This window comes from Rhodococcus sp. 66b, from assembly GCF_002076325.1.
GTDB classification, from domain to species: Bacteria; Actinomycetota; Actinomycetes; order Mycobacteriales; family Mycobacteriaceae; genus Rhodococcus_F; species Rhodococcus_F erythropolis.
Genome location: NZ_MUZB01000001.1, coordinates 269529 through 286900, shown reverse-complemented (window position 1 = coordinate 286900; position 17372 = coordinate 269529). Strand labels below are relative to the sequence as shown.

The window sequence follows — 17372 nt, the reverse complement described above, 5'->3', positions numbered from 1 at the left end:
GTCTCGTGTGTACGAGGCCACCACACTTCGTCACACCGAGCACGTTCCCTATTCAGATCCCAATTCGTCGACGGGCCGGACAGTGATCGAACTTGTCCCCAACACGGTGCCGGGGGCTATCCAAGGATCTTCCGGAGTTGCGCCCGCGACCCGTCGTTCACCGATGAACTCACCGGTTCCCGGATCGATGATCAAGTCGCGACGCTCGTGAACACCGCTGAGCCCGAGTGCGATTCCGGATCGACCGTCGAGCGTGGTCTGTTCCACGGTCTCCACACCATCGATTCCGGCGATCGCGCGATACCACTGCGCTTTGACGTCAGGCGGCATCATGCCGGCTCTCAGTATTTCAATCGCGATGTGGAACATCGCTTCCGGCGTCGAACCGCGCGGCGCCGTGTAGTCGCGAAGCCATCGAAGCAACCCCTCGGGGTCAGCGGGCAGCGACCGATAGAAGTTGGGATCGTCCCAGTCGTCCGGAACGCAGTTGATGTTGTCGCGATTGTCGTCGAAGAATCTGCCGCAGCGGGCACGCCATTCCCCGTTTCGGGTTTCGTCGATGTACAGAGCTGATTCACTCTCCGGCGTCGTGCCGCCGAGCCACCGCGACTGGCCAGTTGACCGCCGCTCGAGCCATTCTTGTGTTTCGTCTGCCGGAATCCATAGCTGCGAACGGGTTTCGAGCAGGTAGGTGTAGCCGTTGCGTGGAGCGTCGGGCCCTGCTTCGTAGGGAGATCCGTACTCCATCCCCTGTTGGACCCACGCGTGCTCCTCGACGAGTCGAAACGGTCCCTGTTGAACGGAGATCATCTCGATCGATTCGAGAGAGCGCGCGGCTTGCTGTAGGACGTGTTCGGCGGAGGCGAGTTCGATGGAAGGCACCGGCAGCGACACACCACCCGTAGTGCCTGTCTGCTCTGAAGGTGCGAACTGCACCAGCACCGCAGCCAAGCAGACGGCCATGAGCACCGCGGCACCGGCGTAGACCGAAGCGGGCACGCGCCGCAGAGCAAACCTGCGACTGGGTACCGGCGGAGAACTTTCGGCCGCTTCCGCGTCGGCGAGGACCCGATTCCGGATCGCTGCCAAGGCGTCGACGTCCGGCTTGTCGAGCGCATCGCGGAGTTCGAGCAACGTGTCGTCCAGGGGATCGGTCCGACGATTCGGCATCAGTTCTCTCCCGAGGCTTGTTGGAGGTTTTCGGAGTCGAGCAGCAAAGTCCGCAGGCGAGTGCGTGTGCGGTGCAGCCTGGACCGGACGGTGCTGGCCGGCACGGACAGGATCTCCGCGATCTCAGCCGGCTCGAGATGGGCCCAGGACGAGAGGAGCAGCACGTCGCGTTCGTCCTCCGTCAGCTCGGCGAGTGCCGACGCGATCACCTCGAGGCGGCGGGACGCGTCCACCCGAGCCGTGACAAGGTCTTCCGGCGCAGTCTCGGACACGGCACGTTCGCCATGTACCCGCGCGAGTGCGCGTTCGGCGCGATCCTGGGAGCGAAAGTGTGCCCTGAGCAGGGTGTGGGTGATGCCGAACAACCAAGCGCGAACGGGAGCCCGGCTAGGGTCGTAGGTGGATCGACGATCGATCGCGACGGCAAAAGCCTCGGCGACGAGGTCGTCGGCATGATGTTCGCCGGCTCGGGCACACACGTAGCGACGAAGATCGGCGGCATGGGCGTCGAAGAGTTGAGCGAAGACCTCCGCCACGCGCGGGCTGTGCAGGTCCGGGTCCGGTGTGCCGCGATCACCGGGTGGGCTCGAAGATGTCACGGTGATACTTGGTCGGTGCGGCCCATAGCGTCCCCGGAGTGCCTGAGCGGGCGGCGATAACGAGGGACGATCCGCAATTTCCCCCCGAGTTTTTCACTACGCAGCGACGGTTCTCAGTCTCTTGGTCGGAGACAAACGCTACCCGGCCCTGACGCGGTAGGCCGTGGGATCGATTTAGAGGTCGGCATCGAGCCGGCCGTCCACGAAACGAACCGATCAGTTTGCTCGATCGGTTACGGTCTTTCGATGCAGCTTCGGTTGAAGGAACACTGGAAACTGGTCGCCCTCGGACTGGCGTTGATCGTGGCGATCGCGTTCATCGTCGTATCGGCACTCTCCGACTCCAGTGAGGCGGCCTCGCCGAAGCAGAAGACAGGCGGTCCGATCGTCGAGCAGGGCGTTGTCGACGTGGACCTCTCCGATCCTCCGCAACAAGCTTGGGAACTCGATGTTCGAACGCTCACGGACAACTCCGGCGACGTACTGCTGTCGATGCCTTCCGGCCTCGATCGCTACTACGGCTACGGCAACACGTACCAAGTCGGTGACGTGCTGGTGGCTGCGACTGCTTATCCCCTTCCCAAGACCGACGAGTCTTCGTCGAGTCAGGGAGTCGGTGCCGTCACACTGGTCGGTGTGAATCCCGACGACGGAAGTCCGCTGTGGAAAACGCGAATCGGCGGAGTCATCGGCCAGTGCAGTCAGCAGAACGAATCCACAATCATCGCGTGCTGGGGCGATCGACGGATGATCTTTGTAGATACCGCGACCGGAACTCTGTTGTCCGACCTCGGAACCGACTTCGATCTCAATGGCGCCGTCATCACCGGAGACACCGTGTACACGTCCGGCGAAAGGATGGACGGAACGATTCGAACACGAATTCTCGCCAGCGGCAACACAACCAACTTAACGGCCAACTTCGTTCGCACCTTCGAACCAAGTGAGAAGTTCGGGGCCGTCTACACGGTCCCTCACACCGACACTGTCATTGCGATGGAACAGGGCGATGGCGGGGACCCACAGTACCGCTATCGAATCTACGATCTGGATTCCGGCGCCGAACGATTCAGATTCGAGGGCGATTCGCTTGTCCCGGCCGGGAATGGATTGTTCCTGACTAGTGTCGGCGGCAGGTCAGGTTATGCAGGAACCCAAAACCTCTTGGCTTCCGATGGATCCACGATTCGTGCGATACCGATTCCCTCGTACTCATCGTCGTCCTACCCAAGTAAGTCCTCGACGGGCCTGCCGATGTTTCTCGGCGACGGCGCCTACGACCCGAATTCCGGTGACGAACTTTGGCGCAGTTCACAAATCGTCAACACCGCGATGGCCGGGACGGGAAGCGCCATCGCCGCAGTGGTAGGAAAAACAATCCTGGTCACGTCGCCGGAGACGCGCACAATCTCGGGTCTCGACATCGAGAGTGGCCGACAGTTGTGGCAAACGCCCTGGCAAGACGCGTACTGGGTTCGCAGCGGGGTAACCGATGGCGACCACTTCGTCTTCAGCGACTACACCGGCATGCACGCGATCCGGGCTCGCGACGGAAAGATGATGTGGTCGGTTCCCCTTCCCCCAGAAGTTGATCCACGCGGAGTCGTCGTCTCGAATGCCGGCAAAAACGTGTCGTTCTCCTGGCAGAACCATTTCACCGTTTGGCGTTAGGCCGGCAACATCACCGATACCGTGTCGTACTGACCAGCCAGTTCAGCAGCAAGCAAATGGCTAGACGTTGCAGCATCAATGGCCACAATCCAGTCTGGCGCGTTTGTTCAATTTCGGGGGAACGATCTCGAACAACTGCATATATCTCCGCGACTCCAATTTCGGAAAGATCAGACCAGACCTGCAGTGAAGGAGTGCGTAAAAATCGCACCGACTCAGGTATCTGATCCACTCCAACCGTAAAGGGAGCCAACGGGATGGACGCGAAATCCCCTGTGTGCAGTCGGCAACAAATAGTCCAGTTTGCGCGCAAACATCTGCGCACCGGGGGACCGAACTCAGACCAAATTCGTCGTCATTTCGGTTTGCAAAAACGCGCGTTCTTCACGCAGCTCGACACTCATCTGGACGATTCTGCACTTTCAATGCCCGAAAAAGTTGCACTCCGCCGCATCTGCCGACAGGAGGATAGAAGATGCCCGATCAAACGTATGAACGTCTCAGCAGGTCAAGCCAACCCACGCCGGCCGATGTACGACGCGCTTCCTTTCCCACCCCAGAACCATCCCGCTTGACGATCCAGCCCCGAACTACGTTGAGCCGCTGGATTCTTCCGCAGTCCCCTCTTCTCGGTTGGGATCATCGGAGATCTAACAACCGCGCGACTTTCAGACTCAAATGCAATGCCAACCGGTCGTCGCCGTTTGCCAAGTCTGCGCGTGTTATCTCCTGAATTCGCCGCAAACGATAGTACAAGCTCCCCCGATGCACACAGAGCGCCTCGGACGTTCGCTTTACGTCACCGGCATTGTCCAAAAAGCTCTCCAGCGTCGCGAGAAGAGCCTCACTTTTTGAGTCCTCATGGCTGAGCAAGGACTGCAAACCTGAGTGAATACTGTTCTCGAGTCGATCCTCCGACAGTTCGGCCAGAAGTCCGTAGACGCCGAGATCCCGATAATGCACAACATTTCCGAGCACCTTGACGACCTGGGCCACATCTGCGGAACGTCTGGACTCTTCGTAGGATTCGCGCACGTCTGCAACCGAGGTTCGCGGTTCACCGATACCAACCCAACATTCGATGTTCTGGCGCCCACTTTCAGACAAGACTCGCTCCCGGGCTGCCACGATCAACGAGTCCAGATGGGTTTGAGTCGAGCGTTCGGCCACCGATACGATCAACAGACTGTGGTCGGGGCGGTCGAGTTGGATTGCACTGTTCCGCGGGAGCCTCCGCCGAAGCTGATCGACGCCGACGGCAACACTCAGACGATCTCTTTCGGTCAATGTCGACCGGTCCACGGGACGAAGCAACATAGTGACCGCGACTGCTGGACCCGCAGCCATCAAGCCCTCATCAGCCAATCTGCTTGCCGCGTCCTCGCGCAGCGACCGCTCGCCAGACAGTACGTCTCGAGTAAGTTCCCGCTCCCGACTTCGGGACAACTCGTCCAGCAACTGTTCGCGGTGGAGGATCATCGCCGCCGCATCAGCCGTGCGCCTCAAGACCTCGGCTTGATCCTCGTCAACTTCGCCCTCTGAAGTCAACAGCCAGACGAAGCCCAGCAGCGCATTGCGGTACCGGATCGGCATCCCGACCCGGCCAAGGGTCAGCCCTAGTTCTTCGTTGACGGGAACAGTGAAGAGATCGAGGGCTTCACGGCCTCCACTCGCGTAGATGAAGTCCACAATCTCGCGTGAAACATTCCGCTGTAGAACGGAATTCATTCTGACTGAATCGACGGCACTGTCATGCGAGTTGTACGCGAGTAGACGGATCTGTGCATCATCGATCGCAACGGAACGGTCCAGTCGGCGCCCGGTAGTATCCACCAAATGCTGTAGTTCTCCGGCCATCGTCGAACTGTACGAGCAGCGCTCGCCGTTTTGCAACATATGACTAAATTCGTCCGCGACAATTTGAACGAATGACAGTGATGCAACTAACTTTCGCGCCATAAGCTCGCTACATGCCGAAGCACATGAGACCCGGAACGTGTTCGCTCGGCCCGCGACCAGGCATACCCAGCAACGACAGGTTGCACGACAGCGACGAGATTCGTTGCAGCCGTGAGATTTGCATTGTGGGCCGAAGCCAGCCGACACGCTCTCGCGTGAGAAAGCGTCGTCCCTGATCCGGAATCGATCGCAACCTCCGTTCGCCAGATCAACGTGGGTCCGGTCGGCCTCTTTCAATTTCGCATGCCTCCGAACGACATCGGCCACCGTGACGTCGCAAAACCGTTGCTATTCAGCATATCCCGAGAGGAATCATCATGACCGGCACAGCAAATGCTCCTGTAGAGCATCAAACCGAGACGTCACCCGGACGTCGATCGGCGCGCCGTAGGGCCCTGATTGCCGGCGCGACAGGCAACATCGTCGAATGGTTCGATTTCACGATCTACGGTTTCACTGCCGCAGTTCTCGCGACAGTGTTCTTCCCTCCGGAGTTCGGCAGTGGCGCACTGCTTGCCACCTTCGCTCTTTACGGAGTCGCATTCTTGGCCAGACCTGCCGGCGGCATATTCTTCGGAAGACTGGGTGACCGCCTCGGCCGACGGAGGTCACTGTCCCTGGCAATTACGCTCATGGGCTGCTCGACAGCGGCTATCGGCCTCCTACCGACCTACGCTTCGATCGGTGTTGCAGCACCGCTGTTGCTGCTGCTCTGTCGCTTGGTTCAAGGATTCTCGGCCGGCGGCGAATACACCGGAGCGGCAACCTTCGTCGTCGAGCATGCGCCGTCTCACCGCCGAGGCTTGTACGCAGGGATTATCAGCTCTTCGTCGTTCGTCGGCAGCATCTTGGCCACGGTCACAGTCTTGTCATTCAGCTTGGTCGGCACTGAGTCTTTTGCCGACGGGGGATGGCGTTGGCCGTTCATCATCGGAGGCGTTGTCGCCATGGTGGGACTGTTCATGAGGCTTGCGGTCGAGGAAACTCCGGCTTTCAAGGAAATGAAAGAAAACGATTCCCTTCCAACCCGCCCTCTCACAGATCTGTTCCGCAATCACTGGCGGACTCTGCTCACGTCATTCGTGTATTTCGCCTCGCTCGGTGTCGTTACTCATATGCTGCTCGGCTACATGCCGACATTTCTGATTCTTTCAGCCGACGTTTCGAGCACGGTGGCACTGCTGATGACAACCGGCGCTTTGGTTCTCGCAGTCCCGCTGTTCATCTTCTTCGGCGCTACGGTCGACCGAATCGGCCGGAGACCTCTCGTCAGAATCGGCATGGTGATGTCAGTTTTCGTTTCGGTGCCCAGCTACATGCTCATTGGCACCGGAAACATTTTCGCGATTGCCATTGCACTGGCTGCTCTGGTCATCGCGCTTTCCCTACTCGCGTCCGCTTTGCTCGTAATCCTCGAAATGATGCCGACGCATGCTCGATTCACCGGCACGGCGATCCCCTACAACATCGCATATGCACTCTTTGCAGGAACTGCGCCGCTGGTGTGCGCAGCACTGGTCAACGCCACTGGAAGCGATCTGTCGCCTGCCTTCTACGCGACCGCCATCGCTTTGATCGCACTTCCCATTCTGTGGCGAGGGATTCCGGAATCGAAAAACTGGTCTGCCACGCGGGGCAGCTCGACGAAACATTTCTGACAACGGACGCGCCACGGCCGTGATTTTTTGAGCAGCTGTCGATAGCGTTCCGATGGCCGCCACGAGAGAGTTGAGGACGACGGACACCTCTGGACTTTCAGGTACCAAATCCATTAAGGCAGAGCCGAATCCGAGAAGTCGGGATGCGGGTCTCCAGAGGAAGTCGACGGCGTCGGAATTACCAGAACCCAAGCTCGCCGGATCGAATAGCTGTGCTTTCGGTCCGGCGAAGCCATCAGTAGAAAGAGGGGCCGAAAGTGCCTACCGACAAGACCGATGCAGTTGTGGTCGGAGCTGGAGTGATCGGCAGCTCCATCGCCTACGAACTGGCCGCTCGAGGCTACGAAGTCCTGGTCATCGACAAGTCTGGTGGTCCGGGCTACGGCTCGACCAGTGCATCCAGTGCGGTCATCCGGTTCAACTACTCCACATTCGACGGTATGGCTGCGGCTTGGGAGTCGCTGCATTGCTGGCAAAACTGGAACGAGCATCTCAACGCGACAGTCGACGGCGCGCTTGCGAAGTTTCGGCAATGCGGGATGGCACTGCTCGATGTCGACGTCGCACCCCACGCGCGCACGATTGGACTCTTCGAGAAGATCGGAATCGACTACCAACTGTGGGACGCAACGACACTCGTCGAAAAGATTCCCGGTATCGACGCAGGTAAATACTATCCACCGAAGCCAGTAGACTCGGAGTCCTTCTTCGCAGATGCGGAAACCACGCTCGGCGCGTTGTACACACCGCAGGCGGGGTTCGTCGACGACCCGCAACTGGCAGCCGCGAATCTTGCTGCGGCAGCACGTTCGCACGGTGCGGTTTTCGCATACAACACGCGTGTGGTGGCAGTCGAGCAGTTGCCTGACGGCACCTGGCAGCTAGGGCTCGACGACGGGGAAAGTGTGAAATCCAAGATTGTCGTCAACGCCGCCGGCCCCTGGTCAGGAGCGTTCAACAAGCTGTCGAATGTCGGGTCCGACTTCAAGGTTTCGGTTCGGCCCTTGCGTCAGGAAGTCCATCACGTCACCGCACCCACTGGGTACAACGAAAACGAGATCCTCGGCCCGATGATCGCCGATTTGGATCTCGGAACCTACATGCGAGCCGTACCTGGAAACGGTTTCCTCGTCGGCGGAACCGAACCGGATTGCGATCCGCTCGAGTGGATCGACGATCCTGATACCGCAAACCCGAATCGCACTGTTGCCCGGTTCGAAGCGCAGGTTTTCCGCGCCGCCAGGCGTTTCCCCACCCTGGAGGTCCCTTCACAACCGAAAGGTATTGCCGGCGTGTACGACGCAGCATCTGACTGGACCCCGATCTACGACAAGACAGACAGACAAGGTTTCTACGTCGCCATGGGCACCAGCGGGAACCAATTCAAAAATGCGCCCATCGCTGGGCGCCTCATGTCCAGGATCATCGACGAAGTGGAAGCTGGACACGATCACGACGCTGATCCCCTGACCTATGTCGGGATGCACACCGGGCTCGAAATCGACCTCGGCGCATTCTCCCGCCTTCGGGCACCCAATGCCGAGTCGACCGGGACGGTCATGGGTTAGAAGTCTTGTCCGGCTTGGAGAATCGATAGCCGCGACAACTGAAGAGACACGGCTGTGGGTGTCCACCACGTGGTGGACACCCACAGCCGACTTCTCCTTCAACGGCGTCTACGGAAAATCGCCCTAGAACGTGTCAGCGGCACATCGTCTCCGGGACGGAGAGCTCTAACGTGCATGGCAGGTCTTCAAGTAGCTCAGGAACGATGCCTGCAGCCCGGTAACGTGCGTCTCGTGCAACAACGCGGTCGAAACATCCTGCGACCGTCCCTTGCCATGCAACTGCTCCACGACGGCGAGAACGTTGCGTGACAGTCCGCGATAGATCGGAATTGGTCCAGTCAGTTCGGCTTCGTTCAGCGTAACGTGCAGCTGCGGCACAACTGAGCCCACGCCACGCTCGGGCAGCGCCTCGACCAGTGTGTGGATCTGGCTGTCAGCGTTCACAACTCCGGGACTACCCGCACCGAAGGTCGCGAATGGGGGCGCGTCGCGCAGCCATGCGTAGAGGGCGAAAAGGCCTCCGTACGAGTACCCGAAGAGTCCGTGCCCGGACTCGCTGACACGTAGCTCCGACGAGTACAGGCGAGGGTGGAGTTCGTTGGTCAGGAAGTCGAGGAAGACGTCCCCGTGGGTGTCTGCCAGCTCCTCGAGGTAGGCGTCCACGTACTCCTGGGTCATTGCACCCGAGTCGCGAGCAGCGGCAAGAGTAGCCATCATTTCTTCGCCTACCGGTTCCCCAGGCGGCACGAGATCGCGGTTGCGGAGCCGTGCCCAGTTGGCGGCCTCCTCACCGGCATATCCGACACTGACCTGAATGTACGGGGCGACCGTCAGGTACGGGTCTGCCTGCGTGACGATGAGCGGGGCGGTAAGACCTACAGCCCAGTTGCCGTCCATCACGTAGATCAGCGGTAAGGGATCCGTGGAGTCCGCGTAGCCGGGGGGTGTGGTCACCCAGACGCCGTAGCTGTGCCCCGACTTCGCCGTTATTTCGAAGTACTCCGTGTCTGCAAAACATCCGTGCAGCATTGCGCTCATCGAACGTCTCCCTTGACGATATTGCCGGACTTCACGACGAGAGCAGCCATGTCCGGATCGGCGAACACCTTTGCGTCTCGGAGTGGGTCTTGCTGCCAGGCAACCATGTCCGCCTGCATACCGACGCGGATAGTCCCGACGGTTTCCCCGATACCGAGAATGTCGGCATTGACGCTGGTGGCCGAAACGAGTGCATGCATCGGCGACTCCAACTCCGCGCGCAAGCGCAACTCCTCACCTCGGCGCTTTTGGTGCGGCCCGATGAGGTCCGAGCCCAGGCCGATCCTCAGGCCTGCTGCGCGAGAGGCCTCGAGCGCTCTGGCCATGCGTTGACGCACTCCGGCTGCACGCTCTCGTATTGCCGGGTCCAGGTCCATGCTTTCGGTGTCCGTCAACTGCTCCACCACGGCGAAGGTGGGGACCAGAGCCACGTCGTGCTCGCGCATCAACTGGGCAGTCTCCGCGTCGATGTCGGTGCCGTGTTCCACGCACCGCACTCCCGCCCGCACTGCGTTGCGAATGCCCGCATTGTTGTGCGCATGGACCGTGACGTAGGTGCCGCGCGACGCTGCTTCTTCCACTGCCACGGAGATTTCCTCGACGGTGAACTGTGTGTCGGTGAGGCGGTCATGGCCTCCGACGACACCGCCGGTGACGCACAGTTTCAGAAATGTGGCCCCTCGGCGGAACGACTCGCGCACGTTGCGTCGTAGCTCGTCGGCATTACCCGACATCAAGGACAAGGCGCAGAGCCCTGGAATGTGGTGCATGTTCCACAGCTCGGTCGGCTCCCATGCGGCCCCGTAGTAGCCGTGTCCACCGGTCTGGCACTGCACAGGACCACACGAGAGGACACGCGGACCACGCACCTTGCCGCTCGCAATAACGTCGACGACTCCGCCGTCGATGCCACCGACGTCTCGCACCGTGGTGAAGCCCGCGTCGAGGGCATCGCCCGCGGTGGCGAAGATGCCCGCAGCCAGTTCCGCTGCCGAGAGCTCAAACCCGAATTGCCTTCGGATCGGACTCGAAATACCCAGGTGGACATGAGCATCGATCAGCCCCGGAGTCAGAAGCATGCCGTCCAAGTCAACTGTCGTCGAACCCGACGGCGCCTGTCCGATCGCGGTGACAATGCCGCCACTCACGCACACGTCGACTTCGACCGGGTCGGTACCCGATCCATCCGCGACCATGCCGCCGGCAAACCATACGTCAGTCAAAGGGACCTCCCGAGCATTAGAAACCACTCTCCTAAACACTGGTGAATTCGATATGCGGTACCGTACTCAACAGTGGTGAACCCGTCAATGGAGGTAGCGTGAGATCGCCGGTTGGGGAGGGTCGAGAGCGACTGTTACAGGCGCTGTTCGACGAGTTCGGTGAAACCGGCCCAAGTCCGAAGCTGTCGATGCGCCAAGTAGCGGAGCGACTCGGCGTGCACCACACGCTTCTGACCTATCACTTCGGATCACGACCAGGTCTCCTCAGCGCCGTACTGTCGGAAGCGCGCCGCCGTGACAACCTCGTCATCGCCGCGATGGGCAAGGATCTCGGGTTCGCGGCCCTGTGCAGGGCGATCTGGAGTTTCTACTCGAACGCCGAGCATGAAGATCGAAGCCGCACCTTTTTTCACCTGGCCGGACTTGCGGTGTACGAGCACAAAGCATTTCAAGATTTCGCCGCCGACCTCGACGACTTGGCTCATCTCCTTGAAGCGGCAGCCCTTCGCGAAGGATTCACAGTGGTGGATGCAAAGCAGCAGAGCATCATCGCAACCGCATGTCTGCGAGGACTGTTGCTGCAGAAATTGCTCACCCCCGACGCCGAGGTCGACGCGGCAGCCGAGCGCTTCATCACCTCGCTGACCACGACCATCACCTAAGGCCCGACAACCGATCACCCTCGTTCGAAATCACCGACGCGGGGCCGTTTGCCATTGGCTCGGTCACGTTTCGGCGCGAGTCGGGTCTCTGAACCCCGGTTGAATGGTGGCCGATCGCACTTTCGACATCTGTACGAGCGAAGTGCCGAAAGATGCGACAAGTGAACCTATCCCGACCCAGCAGACACACGACATCATCGACAAGTCCGATGATTCACATGAGTTTCGAAAGTCAGGATTGAATTGTGACCATTACCTTCCGTGCCGCAGAGTTGAACAGCGCAAGTGGGATCTTCCAGCAAGCACTGCTCGGCCAACCCAGTGCAGAGCCACTCGGCGGAGACACCATCACTCGTGCAGATGTCGAGTTCACCAGTGACGACGGCCGCATTCAATCCGGAGTCTGGGAGAGCGAACCGGGAAAGTCGCGGTGGGAGTTCCTCACCCGCGGCGAGATCATCACCATCGTCTCCGGCGCCATGACCGTCGAGGAGGACGACGGCGATCCCGTACATCTCATTGCCGGGACGAGTGCAATCTTCCCAATCGGATGGAAGGGTACGTGGACGGTCACCGAGACCGTGCGTAAGGTGTTCGTCGTATACAACGAATGACCAAGAGAATCCGCAACATCCGACTTTTACGGCCCGTCGTACGGACGGATCTCCCGACGCAGCCCACTTGCCCTGAGCACCTGTCGCTGAACTCCCGCCCTCACGGAATCCTCCGTGCCGATTACCCTCACATGGTTTCTGGCGCGAGTGATCGCCGTGTACAACAACTCCCGGGTCAGTAGTGACGACGCTTCGGCCGGCAGCATCACCGATACCGTGTCGTACTGGCTGCCCTGGCTCCGGTGAATCGTCATCGCGTAAACGGTCTGCACCGACGAGAGTTGACTCGGGTGAATCAGAAACGCATCACTCCCCCGCTGGAATGCGGCAATAGGAACGCCATCCTCACGCTGCACGATCACCCCGGCGTCCCCGTTGTAGATCTTGGCCTCGTAGTCGTTGGCCGTCACCAACAGGGGTTGGCCCGGATACCACCTCGTCGGGTCCAGGAATTGCCCTGATGCCGTGCCGACCCACTCCATCGCCTGCTGCGCCCACCGCCCGACACCGTACGGTCCGTCACGGTGAGCGCACAAAAGACGGTGCGATTCCAGGCCTTTCAGGGCGCCGATCGCATCACCCTCCTCGGCCGACGCCGTCACCACCTCTGAACTCGCAACGATATCGGCGCGTAATGCGTCAACGTCCTCGGGAGAATGGAAGGAGACGGCGGGATCGCCACTACGCAGGATGCGCAGAACCTCAGCGGAATCTCCAGCGCGTACTGCTCTGGCCAACGACGCGATGGTTCCGTCGAAGCGGCGCCCACGTGAGAGTTGAATGATCCCGCCCCGCAGACGATCCTGCTCGTCCACACTCAGGGACTCTTCGGAACCGGTGGCCGTGAGATCGTCACCCACCAACTGTGTCAGCGCCGGATTTCCACTGACTTCTACCGGGCGGGCGACAAGGTCAGCAAGAACAGCGCCGGCGTCGACGGAGGTCAACTGATCGGGATCGCCGACGAGCAGTAGCCGGGCATCGGGGCGAACGGCCTCGAGCAGGCGCGCCATCAAGGTGAGGGAGACCATCGACGTCTCGTCGACGACGACCACATCGTAGGGAAGTCTGTTGGTCGCATTGTATTTGAAACGGCTCGAACTCCCCCGCTGCCAACCGAGTAGCCGGTGCAGGGTCATGGCCGCGAGTTCTTCGGGAAGGCCAAGGCTCGCGGTCTGCTCACGTACGGACTCTTGCAGACGTGCTGCGGCTTTGCCCGTCGGTGCGGCCAGCCCGATGCGAGCATTCGAACCCAGTTCCTCCGACAGGAGAGCGAGAATACGTGCGACCGTATGGGTTTTGCCGGTTCCGGGCCCACCGGCGATGACCGTCGTCCACTGTGTCGCGGCGAGAGCAGCGGCTATCCGTTGACGATCAGGGCTGGTGGTCGGCCCGTTCTCGTCGACGAACAGCGAATCCAGGCGCGTTCGGACCGCTTTCAGGTCGGCGGGCGGCCACGTGGACGCACGCTCGTCGAGCACTCGCCGAATCGTCTGCTCCTGCAGAAAGTACCGATCGAGGTAGAGAAGCTCACCGTCGTCCGTGTCGACCAACCGGAGGGGCCTGAGCGGTCCGGCGTTGCCGCCGATCACCAGAGGGCTCAGGCGAAGGGCAGCAACGATCTCCGACGGTTCGGGCCACGGCAACGACGTGAGTTCGTCTTCCGTCGCATTGTCGACGCTCACATCACGCATCCGTCGTAGATCGAGGCACACCGAACCTGATCGCACGGCCCGAACTGCCAACGCCGCGGCCAGCATCACTTCTTCGGAAGTTTCACCGCCCAGGCTGCACACTCTCATCGCGACATGAACATCGGCGGCAACCAGAACCCCGGCTTCGTTGAAGATTCGCACGATCCCTTTGGCGCGCTGCGCCAATTGCGCCTCGGTCATCGAATCTTCTCCCCTACTGTGTGGGACGCATCAAGACCGGCCAGCAGATCCGATAGTTCAACCGTCAGCTGAGCAGGCGGTTTCCATTCGAATACACCACATTCCGGCGGACTGTCCGGGCCGAGCATCCCCCGCACGAATTGATACTGCGCGCCTCCGAGATGGTGATGCGGATCGTAGTCGGGCAGTCGCCACCGCAGATATCGATGCAGCGCAACCGAATACAGCAGTGCCTGCAAGGGATAGTGCGAGCGCATCATCTCCGTCGCCATGAGTTCGCGCGTGTAGTTGGCAGCCGTCAGATCGCCGCGGCCCAGCCGATTTGTCTTGTAGTCGACGATCACGAACGACGGGCCCGGGATCCGCAAGACGGCGTCGATACTGCCCGTCAGGAACCCGCGCATCGGTGACGTCTCGACACGGTCAAGATGGTCGGCGTACGACGCCAGAATGTCGTCCGGGGGAAGGTGGCGCCTCAACAGTTCCGACACTCCGCGAAGTGTGACACTCATCGACACCGGATCGTCGCCACCGGCCAGTGGGAGTTCGAAATCGAGTTCGGGAAGACGATCTTTCGGCGCGATCGTGGCCAAGGTTCCGAATCCCAGTGGAGTCTGCATCACCAGCAACAATGCATCCGCGAGTGCTTCGGAGTCGACCTCGGCCGCCCGAACCGAGACCGCCTCGGCGCAGCGTATACGGAGTTCCGCTCTCAGGTCTGAAGCAGCCGTATCCACCACCTCGAGCACTTCATGCACCAGCGTGCCGAATGCGGCGCCCGCCGGAAGACCGTTCATCGGTGAAGGCAACGCCTCCAGCGGCGAGGGGGTGACGGTCCCGACGTCTACGGAATCCTCCGGCTCGTCGTCCTTTTCGGGATCCTCTACCTCACTGTCGGTGCTCGTGACCGCGTGGTGCGCTCCGGCGGTCAGTGCCGAGTACGACGTACGACGCCAGAGAGTGTCCAGGTCTCGATCGAAACGCGCCGCGGCCAGTTCGGTCACGTTCGCGGCTGCACCGGACCACTGGACGGGCGAGGGTGGATGTGGACCAACAGGTTCCACCGAGATCACATCGGAAGCTGCTGCCGGCCACGTCGCGAGTCGTGCTGCGGTTGTACCGTCGTCGAGCACCTTCACTACCCGAGCAGGTTCGGCGATGCCGGGTGTACGTCCGAGCATCAACCGGTGCAGCGGCGAGCGGGAGGTCCCGTAGCTGGGCGCCCACCAGAGCACGAGTTGGCACTGCGCCCGGGTCAGCGCCACGTACAGCAGCCGCAGTTCTTCGCCCGCTTCTTCAGCCTCCGCAACAGTCTTTCTGGCGTTGTGCCCCGGGCCTTCCTGCCCACCGACGTCGAGGATGCGGCGCCCATCCGGACCGTGCAACAACTGCGTCGGAGAGTTGAAGCCGCCCACGCTCTCCCAACTGAACGGGACGTAGACGATCGGGAATTCGAGCCCTTTGGTGGCGTGCACGGTTGCGATTTGTACAGCGGCAGCATCGCTGTCGAGGCGACGGCTTCTGTCGGTGGCACTCCCGGACGTCGGGTCCTTGATCCGATCGGAGAGCCAGCGAACCAATGCGCTCAACCCGAACGCTTCCTCGGTGGCGACGCGGCCGAGAAGTTGTGCGACGTGCCGCAGATCGGTGAAATCTCGTTCGCCGGACGGGGCCGCGAGTACACGCTTCTCCAGATTCGTTTCGGCGGAGATCCTTTCGAACACGGCTGCGAACCCGACGCGTGCGAACAACCCGGAGTATGAGCGCAGTTGACCCGCGAGTTCCGCGACGACGTTGTCGCCGTCGAGGTCCAATTCTTCGGCGGTGCGCCCGAAAATCGGAGAGAGGGCGGTCAACCGGACGCGATCAGACCGGTGCGGCTGCTCGATCGCCTGCAGCAGCCACAGCCACTGTGTTGCGCTGGGTGTCGCGAAAACACTGGAACCGCCGGTCAACACGGACGGTACACCTACGGCATCGAGGGCATCGCGAATCATCGCCACCTGCTTGTGGGTGCGCACCAATACCGCGACGTCTCCCGGCTCGACCGGGCGCGGATCACCGTCGACTGCCAAGCGGGCATCGCTGCCAAGCAGTCCGACCACGTCTGCTGCGACGTCGTCCGCGACGCGACTGCGAAGTCTGCCTACGGCCGGAAATCCCGAACGATTGAGCGGTCCGGCTCCGGTACGCGGCAGATGGCGTACACGCATCGGCACCGGGCCGGACAACCGAGACTTCTTGTGCGAAGCCTCCACTGGATGCGCGACGATACCCTCGTTACCCAGTGCGGCGCCGCCGTAGAGGTGTTCGAGTGCCGCCAACAACCCTGGATCGCTGCGCCAATTGGTGGTCAACTCCTGGTGTGCATCCGCCTGATCGACCGCATCGAGATAGCTCAGGACTTCTGCACCGCGGAACGCGTAGATAGCTTGCTTGGGATCACCGACCAGGACCAGGGTGGTGTGTCCGTGGAAGGCCAACCGCAGAATGTCCCACTGCAACGGATCGGTGTCCTGGAACTCGTCGATCAGCACGACCTTGAACTTTTCGCGCACCCGACGGCACGCCACGGGGCCGTATTCCGGATCCGTCAACACGCCGTGCAGCAGCGTCAGGAGATCGTTGAAGTCGCGAATTCCTTTGGTCCGCTTACGTCGTTCGACCTCGAGACGAGCAGCCGCCGCGAACAGGACGCGCTGACCGGGAGCGGTCTCCTCCTCGCCGTCGGGTTCGAGAATTGCCTGGCCATCGCCGACTGCGATTCGGGCAATGGCCAGCGCGTCCTTCGTGGAAAACGGTGGAGACGAGTCCGTCCGGCTGTAGCGGCTGAGGTACAAATCCGAGACGACCTCACTGATCAGGTCGTCGACCGACTCCACAAAAGTTGTGTCCGGTTCGCGTTCCCCGGCGATGCCGAGTCCGTCGAGCATCCTCTGACAGAAACTGTGGGTGGTCGTGATGGTGCCGGCGTCGAACTCCGCGAGAGCGCGCAGGAGTCGACGACGCCGCACGCCGATCTCCTCGTCGTCAGCTGTGGCGAGGTACGCCACCAGATCATCATCCGACCGCCTCGCCGCCTCCGGGTCGACCAGAGCGGCGGACACTCCGGCGAACCTCTCCCTGGCACGCTCACGAAGTTCCTGAGTGGCGGCCCGGCTGAATGTCACCAGCAGAACTTGCGAAATGTCAGCGAGACCTTCGGCAACACAACGGGTTGCGAGTCCGACGATCGCGTAGGTCTTGCCAGTTCCGGCGCTCGCTTCCAACACCGTGGTGCCGGTCGGTAGTGGCCCCAAAAGGTCGAAGTCCACG

12 protein-coding genes are annotated in these 17372 nt (G+C 61.1%); 5 read left to right on the top strand and 7 right to left on the bottom strand.

Annotated features, from left to right (window positions below; all coding sequences use genetic code 11):
- Positions 1-48 precede the first annotated feature (48 nt).
- Positions 49-1170 (bottom strand): CU044_5270 family protein, encoded by a 1122-nt coding sequence (locus tag B0E55_RS01305; RefSeq protein ID WP_080908934.1) that lies wholly within the window; start codon positions 1168-1170, stop codon positions 49-51.
- On the bottom strand, positions 1170-1769 hold the full coding sequence (locus tag B0E55_RS01300; protein ID WP_019746930.1) for an RNA polymerase sigma factor: 600 nt from the start codon (positions 1767-1769) through the stop codon (positions 1170-1172). The genes B0E55_RS01305 and B0E55_RS01300 overlap by 1 nt, the downstream gene beginning before the upstream one ends.
- Before the next feature lie 246 nt (positions 1770-2015).
- Here B0E55_RS01300 and B0E55_RS01295 point away from each other — a divergent pair, with 246 nt between their 5' ends.
- The gene (locus B0E55_RS01295) at positions 2016-3440 is read left to right on the top strand and encodes an outer membrane protein assembly factor BamB family protein (RefSeq protein WP_080908933.1); all 1425 of its coding nucleotides are present in this window, start codon (positions 2016-2018) and stop codon (positions 3438-3440) included.
- A 639-nt stretch (positions 3441-4079) separates the two neighbouring features.
- On the opposite strand, the gene B0E55_RS01290 is transcribed toward B0E55_RS01295, so the two are convergent.
- Positions 4080-5666 (bottom strand): PucR family transcriptional regulator, encoded by a 1587-nt coding sequence (locus B0E55_RS01290; RefSeq protein WP_241895980.1) that lies wholly within the window; start codon positions 5664-5666, stop codon positions 4080-4082.
- A 50-nt stretch (positions 5667-5716) separates the two neighbouring features.
- Between B0E55_RS01290 and B0E55_RS01285 the strand changes: the two genes are divergently transcribed.
- Positions 5717-7057, top strand: a complete 1341-nt coding sequence (locus tag B0E55_RS01285; RefSeq protein WP_069147015.1) for an MFS transporter — start codon at positions 5717-5719, stop codon at positions 7055-7057.
- Positions 7058-7314: 257 nt separating this feature from the next.
- The gene (locus B0E55_RS01280; RefSeq protein WP_080908932.1) at positions 7315-8625 is read left to right on the top strand and encodes an NAD(P)/FAD-dependent oxidoreductase; all 1311 of its coding nucleotides are present in this window, start codon (positions 7315-7317) and stop codon (positions 8623-8625) included.
- Between the two features lie 165 nt (positions 8626-8790).
- Here the strand turns inward: B0E55_RS01280 and B0E55_RS01275 are convergent, their stop codons facing one another.
- Together B0E55_RS01275 and B0E55_RS01270 are read right to left on the bottom strand one after the other, a co-directional pair.
- Positions 8791-9663, bottom strand: coding sequence for an alpha/beta hydrolase (locus B0E55_RS01275; RefSeq protein ID WP_020968453.1), 873 nt, complete (start codon positions 9661-9663; stop codon positions 8791-8793).
- Positions 9660-10886 (bottom strand): metal-dependent hydrolase family protein, encoded by a 1227-nt coding sequence (locus B0E55_RS01270; protein ID WP_020968452.1) that lies wholly within the window; start codon positions 10884-10886, stop codon positions 9660-9662. The genes B0E55_RS01275 and B0E55_RS01270 overlap by 4 nt, the downstream gene beginning before the upstream one ends.
- 98 nt (positions 10887-10984) lie before the next feature.
- Here B0E55_RS01270 and B0E55_RS01265 point away from each other — a divergent pair, with 98 nt between their 5' ends.
- Together B0E55_RS01265 and B0E55_RS01260 are read left to right on the top strand one after the other, a co-directional pair.
- Positions 10985-11548 carry a TetR/AcrR family transcriptional regulator gene (locus B0E55_RS01265; protein WP_020968451.1) on the top strand — a complete coding sequence of 188 codons (564 nt, stop codon included), beginning with the start codon at positions 10985-10987 and terminating at the stop codon, positions 11546-11548.
- Between the two features lie 245 nt (positions 11549-11793).
- On the top strand, positions 11794-12162 hold the full coding sequence (locus B0E55_RS01260) for a cupin domain-containing protein (protein ID WP_069146986.1): 369 nt from the start codon (positions 11794-11796) through the stop codon (positions 12160-12162).
- Positions 12163-12188: 26 nt separating this feature from the next.
- On the opposite strand, the gene recD is transcribed toward B0E55_RS01260, so the two are convergent.
- Together recD and B0E55_RS01250 are read right to left on the bottom strand one after the other, a co-directional pair.
- Positions 12189-14057, bottom strand: a complete 1869-nt coding sequence (recD, locus tag B0E55_RS01255) for an exodeoxyribonuclease V subunit alpha (protein ID WP_080908931.1) — start codon at positions 14055-14057, stop codon at positions 12189-12191.
- Positions 14054-17371: a UvrD-helicase domain-containing protein gene (locus B0E55_RS01250; RefSeq protein WP_080908930.1), complete on the bottom strand. Its 3318-nt coding sequence runs from the start codon at positions 17369-17371 to the stop codon at positions 14054-14056. The genes recD and B0E55_RS01250 overlap by 4 nt, the downstream gene beginning before the upstream one ends.
- Position 17372: the final 1 nt, after the last annotated feature.

Bases quoted from the DNA above. Each gene is read 5' to 3' on its own strand.
- B0E55_RS01305 (WP_080908934.1), bottom strand. From the start codon at position 1,170: ATGCCGAATCGTCGGACCGATCCCCTGGACGACACGTTGCTCGAACTC.
- B0E55_RS01295 (WP_080908933.1), top strand. From the start codon at position 2,016: ATGCAGCTTCGGTTGAAGGAACACTGGAAACTGGTCGCCCTCGGACTG.
- B0E55_RS01285 (WP_069147015.1), top strand. From the start codon at position 5,717: ATGACCGGCACAGCAAATGCTCCTGTAGAGCATCAAACCGAGACGTCA.
- B0E55_RS01275 (WP_020968453.1), bottom strand. From the start codon at position 9,663: ATGAGCGCAATGCTGCACGGATGTTTTGCAGACACGGAGTACTTCGAA.
- recD (WP_080908931.1), bottom strand. From the start codon at position 14,057: ATGACCGAGGCGCAATTGGCGCAGCGCGCCAAAGGGATCGTGCGAATC.